The sequence below is a fragment of the Parafrankia sp. EUN1f genome, assembly GCF_000177675.1.
Classification (GTDB): Bacteria; Actinomycetota; Actinomycetes; order Frankiales; family Frankiaceae; genus Parafrankia.
On the sequence record NZ_ADGX01000001.1, the window covers coordinates 79859 to 103606 of the forward strand.

At 67.9% G+C, this 23748-nt stretch carries 22 protein-coding genes, 1 tRNA gene and 2 pseudogenes; 13 read left to right on the plus strand and 12 right to left on the minus strand.

The annotated features are described in order from the left end of the window. Window positions 1–314: 314 nt before the first annotated feature. From FREUN1FDRAFT_RS43300 to FREUN1FDRAFT_RS00380, 4 genes are all read right to left on the minus strand, one after another. Window positions 315–387 (minus strand) — tRNA-Phe (locus tag FREUN1FDRAFT_RS43300). A 67-nt stretch (window positions 388–454) separates the two neighbouring features. After that, window positions 455–1558 (minus strand): phosphotransferase family protein, encoded by a 1104-nt coding sequence (locus FREUN1FDRAFT_RS00370; RefSeq protein ID WP_006537919.1) that lies wholly within the window; start codon window positions 1556–1558, stop codon window positions 455–457. Between the two features lie 48 nt (window positions 1559–1606). Then, window positions 1607–2824, minus strand: a complete 1218-nt coding sequence (locus FREUN1FDRAFT_RS00375) for a cytochrome P450 (RefSeq protein WP_006537920.1) — start codon at window positions 2822–2824, stop codon at window positions 1607–1609. Further along, window positions 2821–3996 (minus strand): hypothetical protein, encoded by a 1176-nt coding sequence (locus FREUN1FDRAFT_RS00380; protein ID WP_006537921.1) that lies wholly within the window; start codon window positions 3994–3996, stop codon window positions 2821–2823. Before FREUN1FDRAFT_RS00380 ends, FREUN1FDRAFT_RS00375 begins: the two co-directional genes overlap by 4 nt. Window positions 3997–4410: 414 nt before the next feature. On the opposite strand from FREUN1FDRAFT_RS00380, the gene FREUN1FDRAFT_RS00385 reads away from it, so the two are divergent. From FREUN1FDRAFT_RS00385 to FREUN1FDRAFT_RS00405, 5 genes are all read left to right on the plus strand, one after another. Continuing rightward, on the plus strand, window positions 4411–4950 hold the full coding sequence (locus FREUN1FDRAFT_RS00385) for a nuclear transport factor 2 family protein (protein ID WP_006537922.1): 540 nt from the start codon (window positions 4411–4413) through the stop codon (window positions 4948–4950). A gap of 95 nt (window positions 4951–5045) precedes the next feature. Further along, window positions 5046–5897 (plus strand): SDR family oxidoreductase, encoded by an 852-nt coding sequence (locus FREUN1FDRAFT_RS00390; RefSeq protein WP_006537923.1) that lies wholly within the window; start codon window positions 5046–5048, stop codon window positions 5895–5897. An 87-nt stretch (window positions 5898–5984) separates the two neighbouring features. After that, complete coding sequence (locus FREUN1FDRAFT_RS00395; protein WP_006537924.1) at window positions 5985–6899, plus strand: cyclase family protein; 915 nt, start codon at window positions 5985–5987, stop codon at window positions 6897–6899. Between the two features lie 243 nt (window positions 6900–7142). Further along, a complete protein-coding gene (locus FREUN1FDRAFT_RS00400; protein ID WP_157474167.1) occupies window positions 7143–8264 on the plus strand; it encodes an acyl-CoA dehydrogenase family protein in 1122 nt (373 codons plus the stop codon). Continuing rightward, entirely contained in the window at window positions 8254–9450 is a 1197-nt protein-coding gene (locus FREUN1FDRAFT_RS00405) for an acyl-CoA dehydrogenase family protein (RefSeq protein WP_006537926.1), read from the plus strand. Before FREUN1FDRAFT_RS00400 ends, FREUN1FDRAFT_RS00405 begins: the two co-directional genes overlap by 11 nt. A 69-nt stretch (window positions 9451–9519) precedes the next feature. On the opposite strand, the gene FREUN1FDRAFT_RS00410 is transcribed toward FREUN1FDRAFT_RS00405, so the two are convergent. From FREUN1FDRAFT_RS00410 to FREUN1FDRAFT_RS00430, 6 genes and pseudogenes are all read right to left on the minus strand, one after another. After that, window positions 9520–11163: an AMP-binding protein gene (locus FREUN1FDRAFT_RS00410; RefSeq protein ID WP_006537927.1), complete on the minus strand. Its 1644-nt coding sequence runs from the start codon at window positions 11161–11163 to the stop codon at window positions 9520–9522. Between the two features lie 65 nt (window positions 11164–11228). After that, complete coding sequence (locus tag FREUN1FDRAFT_RS00415) at window positions 11229–11978, minus strand: crotonase/enoyl-CoA hydratase family protein (protein ID WP_035948406.1); 750 nt, start codon at window positions 11976–11978, stop codon at window positions 11229–11231. A gap of 106 nt (window positions 11979–12084) precedes the next feature. Next, a complete protein-coding gene (locus FREUN1FDRAFT_RS45710) occupies window positions 12085–12303 on the minus strand; it encodes a hypothetical protein (RefSeq protein WP_006537929.1) in 219 nt (72 codons plus the stop codon). A gap of 18 nt (window positions 12304–12321) precedes the next feature. Then, window positions 12322–12465, minus strand: a pseudogene (locus FREUN1FDRAFT_RS47830) (HNH endonuclease signature motif containing protein); the annotation flags it as partial. Between the two features lie 115 nt (window positions 12466–12580). Next, window positions 12581–12904, minus strand: coding sequence for a 4a-hydroxytetrahydrobiopterin dehydratase (locus FREUN1FDRAFT_RS00425; protein ID WP_006537930.1), 324 nt, complete (start codon window positions 12902–12904; stop codon window positions 12581–12583). A gap of 14 nt (window positions 12905–12918) precedes the next feature. Then, a complete protein-coding gene (locus tag FREUN1FDRAFT_RS00430) occupies window positions 12919–14424 on the minus strand; it encodes a helix-turn-helix transcriptional regulator (RefSeq protein ID WP_006537931.1) in 1506 nt (501 codons plus the stop codon). 251 nt (window positions 14425–14675) lie between these two features. On the opposite strand from FREUN1FDRAFT_RS00430, the gene FREUN1FDRAFT_RS44845 reads away from it, so the two are divergent. From FREUN1FDRAFT_RS44845 to FREUN1FDRAFT_RS43305, 3 genes are all read left to right on the plus strand, one after another. Then, entirely contained in the window at window positions 14676–14948 is a 273-nt protein-coding gene (locus FREUN1FDRAFT_RS44845) for a hypothetical protein (protein WP_198144213.1), read from the plus strand. Beyond that, window positions 14885–15232 (plus strand): hypothetical protein, encoded by a 348-nt coding sequence (locus tag FREUN1FDRAFT_RS00435; RefSeq protein WP_006537932.1) that lies wholly within the window; start codon window positions 14885–14887, stop codon window positions 15230–15232. The genes FREUN1FDRAFT_RS44845 and FREUN1FDRAFT_RS00435 overlap by 64 nt, the downstream gene beginning before the upstream one ends. Window positions 15233–15432: 200 nt before the next feature. After that, on the plus strand, window positions 15433–17196 hold the full coding sequence (locus tag FREUN1FDRAFT_RS43305) for a hypothetical protein (RefSeq protein ID WP_006537933.1): 1764 nt from the start codon (window positions 15433–15435) through the stop codon (window positions 17194–17196). Between the two features lie 270 nt (window positions 17197–17466). Here the strand turns inward: FREUN1FDRAFT_RS43305 and FREUN1FDRAFT_RS00440 are convergent, their stop codons facing one another. Next, a complete protein-coding gene (locus FREUN1FDRAFT_RS00440; RefSeq protein WP_006537934.1) occupies window positions 17467–17880 on the minus strand; it encodes a hypothetical protein in 414 nt (137 codons plus the stop codon). A gap of 122 nt (window positions 17881–18002) precedes the next feature. Between FREUN1FDRAFT_RS00440 and FREUN1FDRAFT_RS00445 the strand changes: the two genes are divergently transcribed. From FREUN1FDRAFT_RS00445 to FREUN1FDRAFT_RS00465, 5 genes and pseudogenes are all read left to right on the plus strand, one after another. Continuing rightward, a complete protein-coding gene (locus FREUN1FDRAFT_RS00445) occupies window positions 18003–18227 on the plus strand; it encodes an AlpA family transcriptional regulator (protein ID WP_232294974.1) in 225 nt (74 codons plus the stop codon). 652 nt (window positions 18228–18879) lie between these two features. After that, a pseudogene (locus tag FREUN1FDRAFT_RS00450) lies at window positions 18880–19952 on the plus strand (IS110 family transposase). A gap of 114 nt (window positions 19953–20066) precedes the next feature. After that, window positions 20067–20366 (plus strand): hypothetical protein, encoded by a 300-nt coding sequence (locus FREUN1FDRAFT_RS00455; protein ID WP_232294975.1) that lies wholly within the window; start codon window positions 20067–20069, stop codon window positions 20364–20366. A 741-nt stretch (window positions 20367–21107) separates the two neighbouring features. Then, window positions 21108–21626 carry a hypothetical protein gene (locus FREUN1FDRAFT_RS45720; RefSeq protein ID WP_232294976.1) on the plus strand — a complete coding sequence of 173 codons (519 nt, stop codon included), beginning with the start codon at window positions 21108–21110 and terminating at the stop codon, window positions 21624–21626. Window positions 21627–21802: 176 nt separating this feature from the next. Next, the gene (locus tag FREUN1FDRAFT_RS00465; protein WP_035948346.1) at window positions 21803–22159 is read left to right on the plus strand and encodes a hypothetical protein; all 357 of its coding nucleotides are present in this window, start codon (window positions 21803–21805) and stop codon (window positions 22157–22159) included. Here the strand turns inward: FREUN1FDRAFT_RS00465 and FREUN1FDRAFT_RS00470 are convergent. Next, the gene (locus tag FREUN1FDRAFT_RS00470; protein WP_083828444.1) at window positions 22156–23691 is read right to left on the minus strand and encodes a recombinase family protein; all 1536 of its coding nucleotides are present in this window, start codon (window positions 23689–23691) and stop codon (window positions 22156–22158) included. The two genes, FREUN1FDRAFT_RS00465 and FREUN1FDRAFT_RS00470, sit on opposite strands and share 4 nt — an antisense overlap. Window positions 23692–23748 lie beyond the last annotated feature (57 nt).

Consider the following 23748-nt stretch of genomic DNA (forward strand, 5'->3'; position numbering starts at 1 on the left):
CCGGGCCATCCGCCGCACAAGCGGACGGTCTACCATTCCCGATCCTGAGCACCGTTGCAGGTCACGGGCCCGACGCGACCGGGCCGGCCAAGCCCTGTTGCCACACAAGGCCCATATCTTGTGGCAACGTCCACGGCCACAGGCCTCGTGACCTCCCACCCGAAAAGCGGATGGTCAACTCCACCGTTTACGCAGGTCAACCGGGGTCCGAGACAGGCCGTCACCGGGATCATGCGACGCCGTTGCCACACTCGTTGCCATATAACGATCAAGAAGTGATCGACAAATCGTGCTATTTCCGCAGGTCAAAGGGGTGGGCAGGGGCGGGGTCGAACCGCCGACCTTCCGCTTTTCAGGCGGCAGGTGGGCGCCTGAACCGATCGGGCCCGGGTGACGGTCCGGTAGCACCGTCGCCGCGACCAACCTCGGACAGCCGCGGCGACGTCTATCGAACTCAGGCGGAGGACCTCACGGCGAGGCGGTCGCGGACCTGGCGGTAACGTTCGCGGCCGGCCAGAACCGGGCCGGTCTCGAGGTCCTCCTCGACGCCCAGGTCGTGCAGCGCGGCCCGGGTGAAATGCGGAATGGCGAGGCCCATCTGCGCGAAACGCAGCTCGTCGCTGGCGCCGCTGTCGAACAGCATCGCTCCGACGAGCAGGATCACGCAGGTCTTGAAGGTCTGGAACGCCTTGTACCACTCCCGGTGCCGGACCGGAAGGCCCGTGAGTTTCTCGTAGTACGCGAGGGCCTCGTCGAAGGTGAGTGCCCCGGGACGGCCGGTGATGAAGACCGGCGTCGCCCAGAACAGTTCGAGGTAGCCGAGGTCCGCCAGCGGGTCGCCGAGGGCGGCCAGTTCCCAGTCGAACACGCCGGTCACCTCGCCGTCAGCGAAGGCGAAGTTCCCCGGTTTCACGTCGCCGTGCACGAGGGTGACCGTCTCCGAGGGCGCGGGCTGCTGCTCCCGCAGAACGTCGAGCAGCCGTTCCAGGGCGGGCAGCCGGTCCTTGCGCACCCGGTGCAGCTCCGACGCCCAGCGCCCGAGCTCGTCGTCCAGGTACGTCCGGCCGTCTCCGAGCGCGACCAGGCCGCTCTCCTGCAGGTCGACCCGGTGGATCGCGGCGATCTGCTCGACGATCCCCTCCGACATGCGGCGGATCGTGGCGGGGCTCGCGTCGAGCTCGGCGGGGATCCGGTCCTCGTAGACCTCGCCGGGCACCCGCTCCATCACGTAGAACGGGCGTCCCAGCACGGAGCCGGAGGGCTCCAGCCACAGCACCGCCGGGCTGCGGACGGCGCTGTGCTCCAGCCCGCGCAGAATGGTGAACTGCCGTTCCATGTCGTACGGCTCGAGCAGCCCGGGGCTTCGCGGGCTGAGCCGGAGGACGACCTCCTGGCGGTGGTCGGTGCCGCTGGCGCGCCACGCGAGCGTGAGCACGCTGATCTCCGCCGAATAGCCGAACATCACCCGGTCGGCGTTTTCGATCCGGAGGTCGGTGGCTGCCGGCAGCTGGTCCCGCAGCCATGTGGATAATCGCTCGAGACCGTTGTCGTCCCGCATGGTGCACCTGTTTCCTTGTCGTCTTTCCCTGTCGTCCCCGCCGGTCGTTCAGCTCGGGGTGAACCGGATGCGGATCCGGTCGTACGCCCGAGCGAAGGTGGCGGGGAGAATTTTCGGCTCGGTCGGGTCGACGAGCTCCCAGTCCGGCATCCGGCGCAGCAGTTCCTCGAACATCACCCGCAGCTCGAGGCGGGCCAGATGAGCACCCAGGCAGACATGGGTGCCGAAGCCGAACGCCACATGCCGGGGAGCGGTCCGGGCGACGTCCAGGGTCTCCGGGTCGGCGAAAACCCGCGGGTCGCGGTTCGCCGCCGGGTAGAGCAGCAGGAGCTGGTCGCCGCGGCGGATGTGCTGGCCGTGCAGCTCGTGATCCTCCGTCGCGGTGCGCCGCATGTTGAGCACCGGCGACACCCACCGGATGAACTCCTCGATGGCCTTGGACGCCAGCAGCTCGGGCCGCTCGAGCAGCAGGGCCCGCTGATCGGGGTGCAGGGCGAGGTCGCGGATCATCGTGCCGATGACGGTGCGGGTCGTCTCCGCGCCGCCGTCGAGCACCAGGAGGATCTCGTCGAGAACCTTCTTGGTGCTCCAGTCGGGCCGGTTCGCCCACAGCGAGATGAGGTCGTCGCGTGGCTCGGCGCGCCGGGCCTTGACGACCTCGAGGGTGCCCTCGTAGAAGTCCTTGATGAGGCCGGGGATCTCCGGATGCGTGACGTGCGGTGGCCCGTCCGGTGACGTCTGGCCGGAGAGCAGCATGATCTGCTCGGACCAGCGCCGGACCCGCTCCCACTGGTTCCTCGGGTAGCCGAGCAGATCACTGATCATGATGGCGGGAAGGCGTGAGGCGATCGCCTCGATCGCCTCACACTCCCCGAGCGGGGTCACCGCGTCGAGGATCTCCGTGACGACGTCGCGGACGTGCTGCTCGTGCCGGCGCACCGCGCGCGGGGTGAACTGGCTGGCGACGAGATTGCGCTGCGCCTGGTGGTCAGGGTCATCCATATTGATCATGGATAGTTCTTCGCGCAGGTCGATGTGGGGGCGGGAACCTTCGAAGGACGAATAGCGCGCCCCGTCCTTCTCGACGGTGACGACATCTTCGAAGCGGGAGATCACCCACAGCCGCTGCGCTGGATCCCAGAAGACCGGCGCCTGGTCCCTTAACCACCGGTAGGCATCCCACGGATCAACGTAGAACTCCGGGTCCAGAACGTTGATGCGCCGCACGGAGTCGCCCTCGGTCTCGGTCTCGGCCGTCGTCGTCATGAGTACGACACCTGGTGGTCCGAGTCGGCGGTGAGGCCGAGCTCCGGCCATTCGCCACCGATGATGCTTTCCATGATTCCGTAACCCACCGCGTCTCCCTCCCGGACCCGGACAGGCGTATCGCGGAACTGGCCGAGTTCGCGCAACGACTCGTCCGACCAGCAGTCCGCGATGTACTCGCCGTCCAGGTGCAGCTTTCCCTTCCAGCTTCCGTGAATCTGGCCCTTCCACTCGCCGTAGAGCCCGGTCTTGAGGAAGAAGCCGGAGTCCCCCAGCGCCTCGACCTCGATGACCCGCAGCTCACCGGACTCCATGGTCAGGTGCAGCTCGCCACCCTTCACGAAACGGGTGCGCGGGTCGTAGGTCATGCGCGGCTCGGCGTGGCGCACCGCGTTCTGCCGCCCGTCCGCCTCGTTCACATAGGCCGACGTGTAGCCCCAGGCTCCACCGGCGATGAAGATGGCCGTCTCGTAGTAGGTTCCGTCGGCGCGGCGAAGGAACACCGGCGCCCATTTCATGAGCCCCTTCACCGGGGCGGCGCCCGGCTTCGGCGTGGCGGAGCGGCGCGGCGCGAGATCGGTGGGAGCCGCACCGACGGCCTGCCGCACACCCCAGGAATGATCCCGGTAGCCGAACCACGTCTCCGGGCGCACCTCGTATGTCTCACCGTTGACGGTGACCGTGCCGGAGACCCAGCCGCCCTGGTGATAGCGGACGATGTTCACGTCGACGCGGCCGGTGTGCCGGTTGCGGACGAGGTTGCGATCCTCGAAGAACGGCTGCGTCACCCCGGACAGGACCAGGTCGAAGGAGATCGGCTGGATATCGTTCTCCGCCAGTCGGAACCGCACCTGGGTCAGCGGCTCGACGATCTCGTACTCGATCGGGCCGATGCCCATCAGCTCGGGCGCGGTGCGCAACTCGCGACTACCCCGGACGGTCCATTGTTCGCGGCCCCGGGAGACGCCGGCGAAACCGTCGATGATGCCACGGTTCTGGTACTTCCCCAGGCCGAAGTCGACCTGCAGCGAACCGTCGACGCTGGCGAGCGAACCCCAGATCTTCTCGGTCCAGGCCAGGTCGGACTCGGACACCGTGGCGAACGTGTCGACGATCTGGTGGGTGAGAGTCTCGTCCGCGCCGCGCAGCGCGCCGATGTCCTTCGGTGCCATCTGGCTCATCCCCTCAAGACCATGGGCGCGGCTGGCGACTGGCGGCGACTGCGCCGGCCGGCCGGCCGCTCCACAGCTACTGCGGCTACTGATGCACTCGATCCCGGTGACGAGCCCCCGGCCGTGCCGCGTCACGATGCCCCATGCGTGACATGGTGGCACATAATCTCATTTTTGTCTCACCTCGGACGCTTCCATCTCCCGCCCGGCACCGCAGCCGACCCCAGACCCATCCGCAGCCAGCCCGCGGACATCGAAGGGTAAGACATCAAGTGCCACTTGTAACGCGGCCGGTCAAATGGTTAGCTCTGTCGCGTACGCCCCTCCGAGCGCGCGGCACAGGCCCCCAGCCAGTGGAAGCCCTTAGCGACCGCTCGCCGGCGATCCGGAAGGGAAGAGGAGCCGGGATGATGGATGGACACTGAACCCACGGCATCGATCGCCCGGCTCCGCGACCGGCTCGCGGCGGCCCAGGACGATCGCGAGCGCGCCATGCTCGTCGTCCTGGAACGCCGCGTGACCGCCGAGATCGTCGGTGACCTCGAGGCCCTGGGCGCGGCCGTGACGCCGGACTTCGTGCTCAGATCCCATCCGGCCGGCGGGCTGACAGGCGAGGGGCGCGACGCTTTCGTGGCCGGTTTCGCCGCCGGGCTGGCCCGTGCCTATCGAATGCTGTGGCTGGACTGGGATCATCTCGCCGTCGACGGAGTGACCGGGACCATCGCCGCGGACGGCCTGATGCGCATGGTGCTGCGTGGCCCGGCCGCGGCGGCGATGTACCCCGACTCCGTCGACGATCCGTCGTCCGATTACCTCGCCAGCACACCGATGGCCATCTACGTCACCTTTCGCGACGGGCTGATTGCCCGCGAGGTGACCTATGCCGACAACAGCGCCACCGTCGTCACCAGACACACCGGCACCGGCACCGGCACCGGCACCGGCACAAACTAAACGTCAAATAATCGAAGGCGGCGGCCAGCTCCCGGTCTGGCCGTCATTGTCGTCGTACCGGCGGCAACTGGTTTCCGGGTCGGAGGGTGGGCGACATGGTTGGCTCGGTCGAGGGGCATTCCATCCTGGTAACCGGCGGCGGGACCGGGATCGGATCGGGAATCACGGCCGCACTGGCCCACGAGGGCGCGTGGGTCACCATCTGCGGGCGTACCCAGGCAACCCTGGAATCGGCTGCTGAGGGCATCAACGCGAAGGTCGGCCGCGAGGCCGTGACCTGGCACGTCGCGGACGTCACGAACGAGGCGGACGTCCAGCGGGTCGTGGCGGCGGCCGCGCAATGGCGCGACGGGCTCGACGGTGTCGTCGCGAACGCCGGTGGCGGCGGGGCCCTCGCCCCGTTGCACCTGCAGAAGGTCTCCGAGTTCGAGCGCGTCATCAGCCTGAACGTGATCGGAACCTTTCTGCTCGCGAAGCACGCCGTGCCGATCTTCGCCCGCGCCGGCAAAGGCTCCTTCGTGGGCCTCTCGTCCATCGCCGGGCATCTCACCCATCCGTTCTTCGGCGCCTACCCCGTCGCGAAGGCCGGGGTGGAAGCGCTGATCCGCAACGCCGCGGACGAGTACGGCGAGGCCGGTATCCGTTTCAACGCGGTACGCCCCGGTCTCACCGCGACCGAGATCATGGGTTTCGTCCAGCCCGGCACACCGGTCTACGAAAGCTACGACGCCAACACCCCGCTCGGTGGCGCCACTCAGGTGGACGACGTCGCCCAGCTGGTCGTGTTCCTCCTGTCGGATCGTGCGAGCCGGATCAGCGGCCAGATCGTCAACATCGACGGCGGCACGAGCGTTCGCCGCGGGCCGGACTGGTCCGCCGTTGTGGAGCCCCGCTTCGGCGGCCACGAGGTCGCCCTCGGCCGCGCCGAGCCACCCGCCCCGGCCTAGAAAGCCGCGGTCACCAGGGCGCGGCAGGCCACGTCCGCGACGGCGGCTTCGCGAGGCCGGGCGGTGGGCGCAGGCAGGAGGGGAAGGATGACCAAGGATTTCCGCGCAATTGGCCGTGACCTGTCGAACTGGGGGCGCTGGGGAGCGGACGACGAGATCGGAACGCTGAACCTGATCACGCCGGCTCGGGTCGCCGCGGGGGCGGCGCTGGCGCGGACGGGGCGTGTGTTCGACCTGGGGTACACCCTCTCCTCCAAAGGCCCACAGATCGGATTAGGCGGGCGGGTGAACCCCGTCCATCTGATGTCGATGACGGGTCAGTCCGTGTATCCCGACGGCGCGGGGTTCGCGGACGACTTCATCGTCATGCCGTTGCAGTGCGCCACGCAGTGGGACGGGCTCGCGCACGTCTTCTACGACGGCTTCTGCTACAACGCCGTGCCCGCGTCGTCGATCACCCCGCAGGGAGCGGACAGGCTCGCCATCGACCGGATCGCGCGGGGGGTCATCGGGCCGGCCGTGCTCGCGGACGTGGCGCGTTTCCACGGCGTCGACTGCCTGGCGCCGGACCACGGGATCAGCCCAGGCGAACTGGACGCGACCCTCGACCGCCAGGGCGTCACCCTGGCACCCGGCAGCATCCTGCTCGTGCGTACCGGGTGGACACGGCGGTTCACCGAGGGTTCGGCCGCCGAGTTCATGAGCGGCGAGCCCGGCCTCACCCTGGAGTGCTGCGAGTGGCTTGGTGAGCACGACGTGGCGGCGCTGGCGGCCGACAACTGGGCGGTCGAGCGGTATCCGACCGGCGATCCGGGCGCCATCATGCCGGTGCATTACGTCCTCATCAGGGATATGGGGATGACGCTCGGCGAGATGTTCGACCTGGAAGCTCTCGCCGCGGACTGCGCAGCCGACGGAGTTTATGAGTTCCTCCTGGCGGCGCCGGCGTTGAAGGTCGCGAACGGCGTAGGGACACCCTTGAATCCGTTGGCGGTGAAATAGCGCTGGTTCGGCACCGTCCTTGGCAGGCCTGGCGCGCGCCGAACATCGCGGGCACGATCAGCCCGTCAACAGACCGGCCGCCGGGGTGATACCCGCCAGTGCCGCCGCAATCCGCTGACCACAACCACGACCACACCCGCGGCGGCCACTGGAGCGACGACATCACGATCACCGAAGCCGGCCTGGCCGCCATCGCGACTTGACGGCGGGCATCGGAGCGCAAGAGTATCAATGTTGACACCAATGTCGAGATTGGTACGCCTCGGCAGCCGGCAAGGCACAGGAGTTGACGCCGTTCTGACTACCACCTTCGCCTCCGACGACATCGTCGCGCTTCGCGATGCCCTGCGCGGGGCCCTGGGGACCGTCTGGCAGGAGCTTCCGTCGACGGTCGAGACCACCTGGCGTGAGCGGTGGGAGCCCCTGGCCGAGCTCGGCCTGCCGGGCTTCTGCGTTCCGGAGGCCCGGGGCGGCTTCGGCCTGCGGGTCGACGCCGCCGTCACCGCGGCCATGGAGCTCGGAGCCGCCCTGCATCCCAGCCCGTTCGCCGGGCTCACCGCGAGCGCCCACGCTCTCGCCGAGGCCGCCGAGGCCGCGGGAAGCAGCGGTGATCCGGTCGTGGGCGGGCTGCTCGACGACATCGCCGCCGGCGCACGCATCTGCGCGTTCGGCCGGCTCGGTCCCGACGGTCGGACCGCCCGGCTGGTCGACGGCGGCCCCGACGCCGACGCGCTGCTGCTGCTCGACCGCACCCGCGACGAGCTACTGCTCCTGGCCGGCCCTGGCGACTGGAGCGGCGAACCGTCCCGGCACGGTTTCGACATCACCAGGACCTGCGCGGATGTCACGGTGACCGCCGGCCGCGGGCAGCGCATCGCGGCACCGGTTCACGCCGACGCGCTGTACGAGCTTCTCCTCGCCGCCGACGCGATCGGCGGCACCCAGCGGGCGCTGGACCACACCGTCGCCTACACCGGCCAGCGCCAGGCCTTCGGCCGGCCGATCGGCGGGTTCCAGGCCGTCCAGCACCGGCTCGCCGACCATGCTGTGCGTGTCCGCGGCATGGCGCTGCTCGTCCATGAGGCGGCCCGGCAGTTCGACGCCGAGCCGCGGTCGCAGGAGCAGGCACTGGCGCAGGCTCAGCGGGTCCGGCGGGCCGTCGCCCTCGCCTCGCTGAGCGTCAGCTCGGGCGCCGGGCACATCCTGCACGACCTGCTCCAGCTGACCGGCGCCATCGGCTTCACCTGGGAGTACGGCCTGCACCTCTACCAGCGCCGGGTGCATCAGGACGCCCGCCTCGCCGCGAACCCGCGAGCGGCCGCGCGCTCGCTCGCCGACACCGAAGGATGGACCGATGCGCACTGACCTCGAGGAGTACCGCGCCCGGGTCCGTGCCTTCATCGCCGAGCACGGCGTGCCGATGCGGGGCGAGGGGGTGCGGGTCCCCGCGGACGCCGACGAGGAGCGGGCGATCCGGAGATGGCTACGCGCCCTGTACGAGGCTGGCTTCCTCGGCGCCGGCTGGCCGGTGCAGTGGGGTGGCCGCGCGGACCATCTCCCCCAGCACGACCTGGTGCTGATGGAGGAGCTCATCCGCGGCGACGTCTACCGGCCGCTCGATCAGGTGATGCTGGCCAGCCACGCCATCATCGAGTTCGGCTCCGACGAGCAGAAGGCCCAGCTGCTCCCGCGCATCCGCGGCGGCGAGCACGTCTGGTGCCAGTTGTTCAGCGAGCCGGATGTCGGCAGCGACCTCGCCTCCCTGCGCACCCGCGCGGAGCCGGACGGAGCCGGGGCCGGGGACGGGGACGGGGACGGGGACGGGTTCACCGTGACGGGTCAGAAGATCTGGAGCACCGACGCCCAGTGGGCCGACATGGGCATGCTGCTGGCCCGCACCGACCCGTCCGTGAACCGGCACGCCGGCATCACCGCGTTCGTCATCCCGATGGACCTGCCCGGCATCGAGATCCGGCCGATTCGCGAGATGACCGGTTACGCCGAGTTCTGCGAGGTCTTCCTGGACGGTGTCCGCCTCGGGCCCGAGCACGTGCTCGGCGAGGTGAACGGCGGCTGGAAGGTCGTCACGTCGGGGCTGGCGTCCGAACGCGCCTTCGTCGGCGCGAACTCCCTTCAACTCGAGCGCATGTTCGACGACCTGGTCGCGCTGGCACGCGCCGCCCGGCTCCCCGACGGCACCGCCGCGCTGGAGCATGAGGACACCCAGGCCACCCTCGCCGAGGCGCTCGCCCGCGTCGAGGAGGTGAAGCTCATCGTGCGCGACACCGTGGAGCGCATCCTGATCGACGACGAACATCCCAGCGACGGCCCCGTCGCCAAGCTCGCCTACACGGAGACCAACGTCGCCCTGACGGAGATCGCGATGGGGATCATCACCTCGTCGGTCGCCATCGACGAGGCCGGGGCGGCGGTCGCCGACCGCTGGTACCACAACTTCCTCTGGGGCCGGGCCCTGACGATCTCCGGCGGCGCCTCGGAGATCATGCGCGGCCTGATCGGCCGCCAGCTCCTCGGCCTGCCGCGAGCATAGGCGGCCCACGAGCCTGGGCAGCCAGGCGTCCCCCGGCCCGCGGCCGGGGGACGTGCGCGCGGGCAGGGCCTAGCCGGTGTAACGCGGCGCGATCTGCCGTCTGATCTGCGCCTTGATGATCTTTCCGGTGGAGGTGCGGGGGAAGTCCACGACGACCTCGACGTACTCGGGGAGCTTCTGGCGGCCAAGTCCCGCCGCGAGCAGCAGCGCGCGGATGTCGTCGACGCCCCGCACTGCCGATCCCGGTGCCAGGCGCAGCAGCGCGCACGGCTTCTCCCCGAGGCGGGTGTCGGGTACCGCCACCACGGCCGCCTCCAAAACCTCGGGCATGGTCTTGAGCAGCAGCTCCTCGACCTCCGCGGCGCTGATGTTCTCACCGCCGCGGATGATGATGTCCTTCTTGCGGTCGGTGATCGTCAGCGCGCCGTCGGCGTCGAGAACGCCGATGTCCTCCGTGCGGTACCAGCCGTCGGCGTCGAAGGTCGCGCGGGTGAGCGCCGGGTCGGTGTAGCCGATGCAGCAGTCCGGGCCCCGGCTCCAGATCTCGCCGGGCTGGCCGACGGCGACCGGCTTGCCCTCGTCGTCCAGCAGCTTCAGTTCGACGCCGTCGAGGGGAGCACCGTCGGTGCGCAGGCGCAGCCGCTCGTCGTGCTCGTGGCGCGACCCGGTGATCGACGGATGCTCCGTCGATCCGTACATGCGCACGACGGAGACCCCGGCGGCCTTCGCCTTCTCCGTGACGGCGACGGGCACCGCCGCGCCGCCGAGCCCGGCGAACCGCAGGTAGCGCAGATGCTCCTCGGTCAGATCCGGGTGGTCGAGCAGGCTGGTGAGGAAGTAGGTCGCCCCCGAGCCGGCCGTCAGCCCGTACTCGAGCATCGTCGAGAGAACCCGGGCCGGATCCCAGACGTCGATCAGGTCGACGGAGTCGCCCCGCAGGACCGGGATGAGCAGCGCACCGATCATCCCCATGAAATGGCCGACGGGTGTGCCGGTCAGCGACGGCAGCCCGCCGTTGGCGCCCATCGCGCCGAGCTGGCGCGCCTCCGCTCCCAGGGTGTTGTGGGAGTGGATGACGCCCTTCGGGTCGGCCGTCGTGCCCGACGTGTACGCGACCAGCACCGGCGCGTCGGCGTCGGGCGCGGCCGGTTCGGCCAGCTCAGGCCCGCCGGTGAGCTTTTCGAACGTGACCGCGCCGGCAGGCAGCCGCCGGTCACCGGCTCCGACCACGCCGACGACCTTCAACGAAGGCGCGGTGGCGCAGACGCTCTCGAGGTCGTCCAGGTAGTCGCGGCGACCGAAGCCCGCGGCCGTGACGAACGCCGTGACCTCCGTCCGGCGCAGGATGTAGCCGACCTCCTTCGGGCCGTAGAAGTGCACGATCGGCACGACCACCGCACCGAGGAAGGTGCTCGCGTAGAACGCCGCCGCGGCCTCGACCCAGTTCGGAAGCTGGAACGCGACCGCGTCCCCCTCCCGCACCCCGCGCGCCGACAGCCCGCCCGCCAGGGCCAGCGCCTGTGCCCGCAGGTCACCGAACGTCCCCGCCCACGGCCGTTCCTGGGAGTGGATGCGGACGGTCTGCTCGGCGTGGGCCCGCAGCGCCGCGTCGATCTTCATGCCCATCGGCGTGTCGTCCCACAGGCCCCGGCGTCGCCACTGATCCGCCAGCTGGCCGGGAACCGGCCTGGTCACCCAACGCGGATCGGACACGGCGACTCCTCCTCGTGACAGACAGGCAGGCAGGTGGACCAGGCAGGTGGACGCAGCGCCGTGGCTCAGCGGCCGACCCAGTTCGGCGGGCGCTTCTCGGCGAAGGCGCGAGCCCCCTCCTTCGCGTCCTCGCTGCCGAACACCGGCGCGACGGTCGCCGCGATCCCGTCCCAGTCGGCGGCGGTCAGCTCGCCGACCATCATCGCCTTGGTGACCCGCACCGCCAGCGGCCCGTTCGCGGCGATCTGATCCGCCAGCTCCAGCGCGACAGGCAGTACCTCGGCGACCGGCACGACCCTGTTGACCAGGCCCATCTCCCCCAGCCTGGCCGCGCTGACCGGCGCACCGGTCAGCCCCAGCTCCAGGGCCAGCGGCAGCGGGATCCGCTGGGGCAGCCGGGTGCCGCCACCCGCGGCGATGAGGCCGCGCTTGACCTCGGGCAGGCCGAAGCGGGCCGTCTCGGCGGCCACCAGCAGATCACAGGCCAGCGCCAGCTCGAAGCCGCCACCGACGGCCGTTCCGTTGATGGCCCCGATGATCGGCTTCGGGAACAGCCGCCGGGTGAAGATGCCGATCCCGGGGCCGTCGATGTCGGCGACGGTGCCCGACAGGAACGCCTTCAGGTCCATGCCCGCGCAGAAGACCCGCTCACCCGCACCGGTCAGGACGACGGCACGCACCTCATCGTCCTTCTCCGCCTGCTCGAACGCGTGGCCGAGCCCCGACATGGTCGGCGCGTCCAGCGCGTTGGCCGCCTCTGGCCGGTTGATGGTGACCACCATGACCGGACCGCGCCGGTCGACGTCGACGGACATGGCTGCTCCCTTGAGGAATATGGCCCCGACATCAATGTCGACATCGACGTCGATCCGAATGTTCCTGACCATAGCGGGCCGACCCGCCCCTCGCAACGCGCTGCCCCTACGCGGCGGGGTGGTCCTGGAGGAGTACGAAGAGGGATTCGCCGAGGTTGAGTCGGCCGCCGTTGCGGGTGGTGATGGCGTCCGGGGTGACATGCCCGGATGTGTCGGCGAGTGCGGCGGTTGGGTGTTCCCCGGGGGTCACCGGGGGCGCGGGCAGGAGGGTCCGGCCGTCGGGGAGCAGCGCGACGATCGTTCCGTTGCTGGTTCTGCGGAGCACGATCTCCTCGTTGTGGAGGTGGCGGTGGCGGGTGCCGCAGACGAGGGTGAGGTTGTCCAGGTCGGTGTGGCCGCCGTTGGCCCATCCGGTGAGGTGGTGGATGTTCAGCCAGCGGGTGTGGTCGCAGCCGGGGCCGCAACGGCGGTCGAACGCGGCGAGCAGACCGAGCCAGCAGTCTACGCGATCATGGCCGCATTCGTTGCGGTATTGACCGGACGGCGGCGGACGGTCCGTTTACGCAGGTCACGCGGCCCGTCCGCCGGTCGGCGTGCTCCGGCTATCCGGCCGCGTCGGTCTGGACGTAGCCGGCCAGGACGCTTTCGATGCGGTCGACCAGCCGGAAGTCGAGTTCGGTGATCCGCTGCCCGGCGCTGTAGGTGGTGAGGCTGAACGTCAGCTCTCCCCAGTGCAGTTCGACGTCGGGGTGGTGCTCCAGTTCCTTCGCGGACTCGGCGACGGCGCCGAGAGCTTCGATCGCGGCGTAGTACTCCACGGGGAACGTCTTGTGGATCTCTTCGCGGTCGGTGGCCTTCACCCATCCGTCCAACGCGGCGAGACGTCGGGTGACCTCGTCGGCCGGTAGCGGGTCGCGTAGTCCCATGCTCGTTTCCCTTCCTACAGCGTCGTCAGCAGAGCTTTGACCTGTCGTCCGGTCTCATGGTCATGCCACGGCGTGAGGTGGCGCCAAACTCCGTGGAGTTCCTGCCGTAGCCGCGCCGAACTCGTCTCCCGGGCGACGGTGGCGGCGTGCGTCACAGCGTCCGCGGCGGCGTCCGGATTCCCGGCGGTGGCCTGCCGTGCCCGGTACACACTGTTGTCTCGGCGGGCCGTAGCGGGCAGGGTCGAGATGACCTGCTCCCACAGGGGCAGGGCTTCGCGGCCAAGGCCGAGACGGTTGTAGCAGGTGGCCCGCTGGACCTCGATGTAGCCGGGGGTGCGTCGGCAGGCGTTGAACCACGGGTAGTCGTCATCGACGCGGGAGAGCAGCGCGGCGGCCTTGTCCAGGGCGTAGTCAGCGCCGCGCCGGTCGCCGATGAGGGCGTAGCCGTGGGCGGTCTGCTGCATCGCCTGGACCCGGACCTTCGCGCAGAGACTGTCCTCGTCCGCCAGTGCGGCGCTGGTGAGGTCGAGGGCGCCCGGCCCGTCCTGCTGGTCGGTGCAGATCATCGCCTTGTTGGTCAGCGCGTGTCTCACGAGCTGGGTGTCTCCCACCCGGTGCGCGAGTTCGAGCGCCTGATTCGCCCACTGCGACGCGGTCGCCAGGTCTCCGGCGTCCTGGTACAGCCAGGTCGTCAGACCCGCGTAGGCGACGCTGGTACGCAGCAGGGCCTGCCGTTCAGGTCCCCGGGCGACTCGCAGGAACTGCCGGATCAGCTCCTGCTGCACGAGCACCGACGGAATCACGGTGTGCGGGCCGAGAGCAGCGTCGGCACGGTAGTAGCCGTCAAGCTGCGCGGCCAGGTGCTCGATGGCCTCGGGCGCGACCTGCTGATACGACGCCAGGGGCATGACCTTGCCCCCAACCAGGAATCCCGCACCGCTTCCCGCAAGGAACGTGCGCCGGTCGATGGCCACGATGACCACCTCCCCTACATCGGCGATGACCCGGTACTGATCAACCGGCGGAGTCGCACTACTCTCGCCCGGCGCTTCGGCGACGCCGGGATACTCCGGCGGGGCCGATGGTCTGGGTTCGGGACCGGTCCGGGACGGCTTACCGGCGTGTGGTCGTGGCAGCTTGAACCACAGCAGGTCCTCTGGGATCCGCAGGGCTTCGGCCCATCGGATGAGCTTCGTGAGATCGGTGATCGGATCGCCCGATTCGATTCTGCTGAGCCGCGTCTGCGTGATGCCCATCCATCCGGCGACCGTCTCCTGTGACAGGGCAACCGGGTGGTGGGGATGGTTACGGTAGGCCGTGATCACCCGGCCTAGGTGGCGTTCATCGAGGGCGTCCCGGAGTTGATCGGACGCGTCCCAGAATCCGGCCGGTACCTCCGGTGCGCCAGTGCCGAGGTTGCGCGCCTGACGCTGACATGGCCCGCATGATCCCCGGTCGTTGTCACGGGCCAGGCGGGTTCCACACCGACAGTAGCGAGAATCGCCGTCGTGGTCGCTCATCGCAAGGGCGCCCCTTCGTGACCTCCCAGGCCCGGATCTTGCCTGCGTAGTCTATCCACCACGGTCGGTCGCATATGCGCCCGGCGCATGCCCGTCATGCGCACCTGTTCTAGTGATCACGAGTCGTCGATCCCACGCTTGCGTCAGGCCCCGGGGCCGGGTCGAGAAGGCCGCACACCAGCATCGGCGGTGCGCTCCTCGGCCTCGGGTGCCGCTCCACGCGATACCCCGGGCGAAAGAAAGGGCAAACAGTGGAACAGATAAGCGGTGGCCGTTCGGGCACACCGAACCTCGGCGCCGATCTCCCGCTGAGACTCCTAAACTTGCAGGGTGACGTCGCCGTGACCGCGATGGAGGAACTGGAAAGCAAGCTCATCGGCTACCGAGGCCGCCTGCCCACCGAACCCCTCGAATACGCCGCGCTGATGGAGAGAACCGAAAACGCTACGGAGGAAGTCAGGTGGATCAAAGACCAGCTAGCAAAGATCACCGGCCGGGAGGAAGGACGTTCGGCGAAGCTATAGCCCAACGCATTCGTCCCTACGCCGTCCTAATCGGCTACGGTGTCCAGGTCGCCATCTTCGCCACCTGGAACGAAGCCCACATTTGGGCGCACGAGAAACTGCAAGACCCCAACGTCATTCTCCCCCTCGAAGTGGAAGACCGGACACAGCGGATCACGCGCCGCATCACCCGCGAAACATGCGAACTCATCGCGTGGACAATCTTCACGAAGGTCGGCGGTTGTGAACCGATGAATAACGATTTCGACACCGCCTATCGCGACCTTGACGGGAAGCGAGTCTAAGCGGATCGCACGTGTAAATACGTACTCTGGGGGCGACCGAACGTAGACGGGATCGACGGCTTGGCCCTAGATCAGGCACCGCCCGCAGTGACTGTCACTCCTTGGCGGTAGAATCCTACTACCGTTAGCGTCAGAACCACCGCCTAAGCCGGTTACTTCGGTGTTGCAGTGACGGGCTTCGTGCTCTGATCGGAGGCACCTTGACCCAGATTGAGAGATCGCCGCAAGAGGATCTCCCCCGCCGGTCCCTGCTCTCAGTAGTCGTGGGCTCCATTGTTTGCGGAATCATCGTCACCGGTGCAGTCGGCTATTTTGGTTGGACGTTCTTAGAGCGACTCGATTCAAACAATAATGTGGATTCTACCGAGGCGTTGGAACTCGCTAAATTCGCATTGACCGTAACGGCCGGCCTTGGCGCCGTCATAGCCTTGGTTGTTGCCTATCGTCGTCAGCGAGTTGACGAAGCGGCGCACCACCTCTCAGCAATGGCAGGGCATCGGGATCAGATTCGCTTGCTGAGCGAAAGATTCTCGACTGCGTCGACACTTCTCGGTAACCAGGAGGCGGCAGCCACTCGACTTGCCGGAGTTTACGCAATGGCTACTTTGGCCGACGAATGGGAGGACCAGAGGCAGTCATGTGTGGATGTTCTGTGCGCATATCTGAGGTTGCCCTATAGTCTAACCGACCTAGACAGGGCGGAACGTCAGGTGCGGTTCGCCGTGTACTCTGTGATTCGTAGTCATCTTTCGCCGGAATCTCCCATATCCTGGCGGAATCTGTCCTTCGATCTGTCGGACGCCAATCTTTGTGATGGATCCTTGGCGGGGATTGAGATAACGGAAGGGTCGCTCTCTCTAGCCAACTCTATCGTGTCGAAACCGGGCTTTTCCCTGGATGGTGCAGAGTTTCGCAATGCCACCGTCGACCTCTCCGGACTGAGGGTGGAAAGCGGGAAACTCTCATTCACAGGAACAATATTTATCGATTCCATCGTCAATGCGTACGCAAGTAGCGTGCTATCGGATGGAGTTATTGACTTCGGCAATGCAAATATCTTCGGTAGGAGCGCACTGAAATTTGAGAAGATGAGCCTGAATGGAGGGTGGTTAAACTTCGATCGCACAAGTATTTTGTGGGACCGGACTGCCAGGATGCCGCCACACGAATCCAGTATATCTTTCAAGGACTCGAAGTTCGACGGAGGGCTGTGCACGTTCCGAAACATGGAGGTTGAGTCGAGCCGCATTGGAATTCATTCGGATCGACGTCCATCCCCAATTGATTTCAGCTCGACCAGGAGTACGAATTCTATTGTCAGCTTTAGTAAGGCTACCCTGCCGGACGGTCGAATTAATCTTGGTTCAATGCGAATCGACGGGGGCAAGCTTAGCTTCGAAAGGATGAGGGTCGGGGACGGTCTCATCGACCTATCCGGCGCAGTCTTGAGCGACGGTTGGATCAGCTTCGACGACGCAAAATTTTCTACAAGCGGCGACGCCGATGACAACCTCATCATTCCGACCTGGCTCCGCAATCTCGACGGAAAGACCAATGAAGAGCGGCGCACGGTAAGGTACCTATCCCTAGACCACCCTCCGAGCTTTTTGGACTTCTCTGGGGCGACGCTTGACGGTGGAAATATCACATTCGAGGGGATGGACGCGACCTACGGAAAGATTGATTTTGTCGATTGTCGGCTAACGGCGACAGCGATATGGGTGGCGACATGGTCGATTGGTAGCGCAGTCTGGGACTTCTGGCTATCGGAGTTCTCTGGCGGGCTATTCGTATTTGCACTTCCATCTAATATGGTGTTCCTGATCGACGCCGATCAGGTGAGTGGAAGGCCATTCGCGGTCATTGAGAGACGATTTCACCATGGGAGCGAAGATGAATTGAGGATGGTTGGAAGTTTGGAGGAAATTAGTCGCCACGTCTATGGAATAAGTGTTTCAGAGTAAAATTTGACGGGGCGACAATCCGATACATCCTCCCTCGTTTTTCGTGATCCGTGGACACATGCAGATTCCTCGACCCACTTTCTAGGTGCTCAAAATTTCGCCGTGGTTACTATTCTAGGTATGCCGGGAAGTGTGCTAGATCTAGCGGTTCACCTAGTGGCCGATTGGGGCTGTATCTGATCTCCGGCGTCCTAGCGGCTGGCTCGCAGAATGTCCAGGAAATGCGAAAAAGGGGCGCCTGGGGGCGCCCCTTCCTTTTCGCTGAACGATCTATGAAGTGGGGTGGGTGATGTCGTTGAGGTGGCGTCCGTACAGGCGGTAGATGCGGGCGTCGAGGATGGTGCGGAAGTCGGCCTCGGCCAGCGTCGGGGGGTCGGTGGTGGTGTCGACGGTGGGTGTCCAGCCGACGGGGCCGTCGGTGTCGGGGTAGGTCGGGCGCCGGGCGGGTGTGGGGATGGGGCCGAAGGTCAGGATGACGGTCGGGTCGGTGGGTTCTGCGGGTCGGTGGTCGAGGTAGACGACGCGGGGCAGGGTTGCGGTGACGTCGATGAGGTCGTGGAGGTCGGCGCCGGGGGTGAGGGTGAGTCCGTAGAGTCCCCGGTCGGTGCGGCGGACGGAGACGAAGCGTTGGCCGTCGAACGGGTTGCGCCAGGGGCCGTGGTCGGGGGGCTGAATACTGGGCACAGGGTCACGTCTCCTGTCGGTGGCAGGGGTGTGGTCCAGGTCCGGGGACGGTGTGCCAGCACTGACCTCGGACCGCTGCGTGGACCTCTTGGGGTAGGGCAACCCCAATGGTAGGTGGCTGTTTGGGGTTGGGCTATACCATCGCGGCCGTGACCGACGAATCGCTGTGGACGACCGGCGACATCGCCAAGGAGCTTGGGGTCACGACAGAGCGGGCGCGTCAGCTCTCGCACCGGCCGGACTTCCCGGTGCCGGTGCAGACGGTCCGGCACTTCCGGCTGTGGCGCGCGTCGGACGTTCAGGAGTGGATCGCCCGGCGTCGGCCTGCCCCTGACGATGGCACGTGATCTGTGGCCTGAGATCCGACCGTCGGTTGTCGCCCGGCGGCCCCTCCGGTCCCCGGAGAGCCGGCGGACAGTGACGAATAAGGCTGCGTTGGGCGCGGGTCGGTGGTGCTTGCTGCAAGCGGCACGGCTGCTTGCGTAAGCACCCCTGTAAAGCGGGCGAAACTGGCGCTGAACTGGGTGTTTTCGTGTAAGCGGCCAAGCTGGCGGATCGCGAAAACCGGGCAAAACCAGCCTTGAGACCCCGCCCCACGTCCGACTGCAAACCGTCGGCGATCGGACGTTCGCCGCGCGGTCGATCACCGACGGTAGCCGGCGGGGTGGCCTTGCGGTGGATCTGGGGACGGTCTCGGTGTGTTCGCGGGCCGTGGTCCCCGTGGATGTCCGTACCGGTCACGCATGGTTGCCACGGTCATCACGTGATAGTGAGGATGTGGGTGAGCCCCGCGCCGGCCGGTCTGGCCCTTCACGTGATTGACCAGGGTGTCCTTCGATCGATCTGCCGGCTGTGTCGGTGCGGGGCTCGTGTGCGCTCACCGGACGGGCGGGTGACCTTATAGGAGCCTGGCCAGAGGCCCCGTCACTGTCTTGTCCGCCGCCCGGCTGGTGCGTGCCGCACCCCGTCGATCGAGGTGAAGGGACGGCTGTCGTCACGATGGCACAGCAGCGGCAGGCAGTCGACGTCGTCGGTGGTGTGGACACCCACCGGGACACCCACACGGCGGCGGTGCTCGACACGGCCGGGCGCCAGCTTGGCTCGGCGCAGTTCCCGGCGACAGCGGCTGGCTACGGCCAGCTGCTGGAGTGGATGTGCGGCTTCGGGACTGTGGTGAAGGTCGGGGTCGAGGGGACCGGTTCCTACGGTGCGAACCTGACCCGGTATCTGACCGGGGCGGGTGTCACGGTGGTCGAGATCGATCGTCCCGATCGCAAGACGCGGCGCTGGCAGGGCAAGTCCGACCCGGTCGACGCGGACGCCGCTGCCCGCGCGGTGCTGGCGGGGCGACGTACCGGGGTCCCGAAGGATCGTGACGGGAGGGTCGAGGCGGTACGCGCGTTGCGGGTCGCCCGCCGTGGGGCGGTCAGCCACCGTGCGGACGTGGTCAGGCAGATGAAGGCGCTGATCGTGACCGCACCGGAACCGGTCCGCGCCGCACTGTCCGGGCTGACCACGGCCCGGCTGGTCGCCGTGTGCGCCGAGGTCGAGGTTTCCGCCGCCCAGGCGGGGGATCCGGCGGTGGCGGTCCGCCTGGCGCTGCGCAGCCTCGCCTGCCGCGTGCGGCACCTGTCCGATGAGATCGTCGACCTGGACAAGGTCATCGGCCGGCTTGTCGCCGTGGTCGCCCCGAAGCTGCTCGCCGTGAACGGTGTCGGTGCCGACTGCGCTGGCCAGCTTCTCGTCAGCGCGGGTGACAACCCCGACCGGCTGCGTTCCGAGGCGGCGTTCGCGATGCTCTGCGGTGTCGCTCCGCTGCCTGCCTCGTCCGGGCGGACGCACCGCTACCGGCTCAACCGCGGCGGGGACCGCCAGGCCAACGCCGCGCTCTACCGGGTCGTGCTCTGCCGGCTGCGTTGGGCCCGGCCACCCAGGCCTACTCCCAGCGCCGCACCGCCGAAGGCAAGACCAAGAAAGAGATCATCCGCTGCCTCAAACGCTACGTCGCCCGGGAGATCTACACGATCCTCACCGCCACTGCCCTATCGAACGATCTTTCTGCGGCTGCGTGACCTTTCTGGGAACCTTGACGGAGGAGGACCGCTGCTGCCGATCGGGGGCCGGATCAGATCACGGCCGGCGCCGCGTTCCAGGGGAGGTCTCGCGTCGTGATGTGGCACTGGATCATGCTGGCCTCCTTCTCTGTCACCCTGCTACCCGCAGGACTGGCCCTGACCGCCGACCGGGCGCCACGCCGCCTGCGCGCCAGGATAGGGCCGGTGCGCCCGGTGGGCTGGGGCGTGCTGCTGATCTACGCCGCAGCGCCCGTCGACACGGTCCCGCGCCTGGCTGGCGCTTCCCTTGACGTGATCTTCGTGTGCAGCACTGCCGGCGGCGTCCTGTGCCTCGCCGGCGCCCTGCTGGGGCGCGTCAGCATCTATCGGTATCAGAGCCGCGCCACCGATGGACCATGGACCGCCAGCTGATCAAGGTCGGACACGCTCATGTGCGCTTGACATCCATAGGAGCATCAGTGGGTAGCGGCGGACCGGTTCTTGGCCGCGGTGCGCGCGACCATTCCGATTACTAATCGTAATGGTCGGCACCTCGTCGGGAGCACGAGCTGTTAGCGGCAGGGGTGCTAACTGTTAGCACCACCGTTAGCGGGCCATAGTGCTTCTGAGCTGGGACTTAGCGTGTTAGCGGGTGCCTCGTCGAAACGGCGAAAAGCCGCCGAAACGAGTGTCCGACCCCTCCTCGTGCCGGGCCGCGTGCGGCAGGCCGGTCCAACCCTCCCGCTTGCGATAGTCGCTTAGAGTGATTGATTGCCGAAGTCGTCGATGGGCGCGACCATCGGTCGGGCGGGCCGCCGGTGGTAGCGGTAGCGGCAATGCCGCCCGGCGCACCCCCATCTACAGCCGATCGCGGCCGGTCGGCGGTTCCGGCCGCTACCCGCTACCTTCACCAATGTCCGCAGGTCAGACCCGGTCCGACCGGTAGCGCCACGGGTAGCGCCACCGCTACCCGTGCCGGCCAGCGCGCTACCTCACTGCGTCAAGCGTCGCCGTATCTGGTCTTGCGTCAGTGGTGATGGCCTGTCGCTGGCCTTACGTCATCCGGGGCCTAGGGTGGCCCGTCAAGTTTCCGTTCCAACTGATCACGGCGACCCGGGCCTGGCGTCGGGGGCGGCGCACAGCGTCGGCGGGATGGGCGTAGACAATGGCGCGATGCCCGATGATGAGTCACGACCAGTCTGGCCGACCAATGCGGCCGGAGAGACCTACGGCTCGGCAGTGCCGGCCGTGAAGCTCGGCCTGCCTCAAAGCGACTGGCCGGACCTGATCTCGGCGGGGCTCAGGGACGGGAAGCGCGGCTACATCAGGCGGACCGAAATGGAAGCTGCGCGCGGTACCTATCTGCCCCCCGCCGAATTCGCCGAATGGAACAAGAAGGCCGCGGCACGGCGTGCGGCCGGAGAGCGCACCCTGATCCCGGTCTACGAGCAGGACGGCGTGACCGTCATCGGCACGTTCGTAATGGGCTCCGCCGAACCTGCCCTGCCAGCGTCGCCAGGGCGGCCTGGAGGTGTGCGGCGCGCCGCCGCTCCAGCCAGTGACGCTCCAGCCAGCGACGCTCCAGTCGCGTGGTTCCTCGGCGGAGAGCCCAGACCGGATGACCGGACTCCGGCGGAGAGGCCAGACCGGATGACGGGGCCCCATCCCGACACCGACAACACGAACGACTGAACCCGGCTCACAGCGCCCCTGCAGGCCAGTTCAAACATCGCCTGACACTCACCGGGCCGCGCCGCACGGCGGACGGATAGCCCCGGGTCCGCCGACGGCCGGACTCCACGCCCGGAAATGGGATTAATTCAAGGTCATCAAGCGTTGTAACAAGTAGGAGATGCTGTCGGTCAGGGTTGATCGGCGTTCTCCGGTTCTGGACCCGCCGCCCGGCAGCACCTGCCCGGCGGGCGGTGGCGTGTCTGCCCCGTTTCGCCGTTCTGGAGGCCACCACGGTCGCGTCGCCCGACCTCGCCTGCACACGCACGACACGACGGACCCGTACCCGGAAACGCAACAGCCGCGCCGTCACCGGCGCGGCTGCCACGACCGCGATCCCCACTCAACGGACACCCGACCCGGCGCCCACCCCCGGCACGGACGACGTCCGGGAACGATGGCTCACCGAGACACTCGCCCGTGCACCGGCCTTACCCGCGCCGGTGCGGGCCCGGATCGCGCGCATCCTGCACGACCCGCCCGGCGACAACTAATCCTGACCGGCAGCGTCGGTCTCGTGCTGCCGCCAGTGCACCGTCACCCGGTTGGGGTCGAACGGCTTGCGGCCCCAACCGGTCGGTGCGACCTCGATCCGGTCGACCAGCAGCGTGAGGATCGACCGGCGCCGCATCAGCTCACCCGACTCCCACGCGGCGATCGCGTCCGGGCCGGGCAGGACGACCCGTCGCAGGGCCTCCTGCTCGGCTTGGCGCCGCAGATCGTTGCGTTCCGTCTCCGCGGCGCGGTGCGCGCTGCCGTACGCCTCATCCGACAGCTCCCCGCGCGCCCACATCCCGGCCAACCGGTCCATCCGCGACCCCAGCTCCGCGAGCTTCGCCGCGCTGGTCGACGGACCCTCCTCGGCCGTGTACTCGGCGTACGCCCGCAACCGGCGTCCGATCAGGTCGGTCAGAAGGTCTTCGACCGGCCGTGCCGGTACGTGAACCTTCGTCGCGCACGAGTCGCCGATCACCGAGCAACGGAACGCATCCGGCCGCCGGCTGCTGACGGTGCTGCGCATCCGGGTTCCGCAGGTCGCGCAGACCATGAACCCGGCGAGGAGCTGCTTCACCTCGTTGCCGGGCACGATCCGGCGGGCCGCCCGCTCCTCGATGGTGGCCTTCAGCGCCTGCCACTCCTCCACCGGCAGGATCGGCTCCCAGTCGCCCGGGGCCACGATGTTGTCGTAGCCCTTGAAGCTGCGCAGCCCGGCGATGCCCGGCTTGACGAGCATCCGCCCCAGCACCGGGCCGTCCCACCACTTCCGACCTTGCGCGGTCGGCACGCCGCGCCGGTTGAGGTCCATCGCGATCGCGTGCACCGATTCGCCGCGCATCACCCGGCGGGCCACTTCCCGCAGGATCTCGGCTTCGTCCGGCTGGATCAGCCAGGTCACGACGATCTCATCGCCGATGATCTCGCGCTTGCGCTGGTAACCGTAGGGCCGCTTCCCGCCGGGGAACCGGCCCTGGTCCGCCATCCGGACGTGCGCGCGGGTCACCCGCGCGGAGATCTTCTCCGACTCGTTGGTGTCCTTCACCCCATCGGAGTCGAACTGCCCCCGACCGACCTCACTGGCGAAGTCGTAGACCGTCCCGTCGGTCGTGTAGACCTTGCCGTGCACCGCCTCCATCAGGTCGATGAACTCGGCCCGCTGCAGACGCTGGCGGACGAGACGGCTGCCCCGGACACAGCCCACAGCCGTCCACCTGCCCGCCCGGATGTCCCGGATCAGCCGGTTGTACTCCGGGCGCTCAGCATCCTTGTTGAACGCGGAGATGTCGTTGTCCTCGTAGACCTCACCCAACACCAGGCCGGGGGTCCGCTCGATGAGGTCGATGACGTCCGAGGTCTGGTCACTGACCCCGTGCCGCTTGCCGTACCGGTCATAGGAGATCCGGACGTAGACCGCGACCGGGACGTCACCGGACATGTGCGGAGTGTACGACGCTGTGGGCCCATAAATGGCGGGCATGATCGTGCGCATAGCCAGGTGCAGGTCGCCGCGGCGATCCGGCCCGCCCACTGGCAGATCGCGGTCTCCAGCTCGGCGACCGGGACGGCGTCGGGATCCACCGAGAAA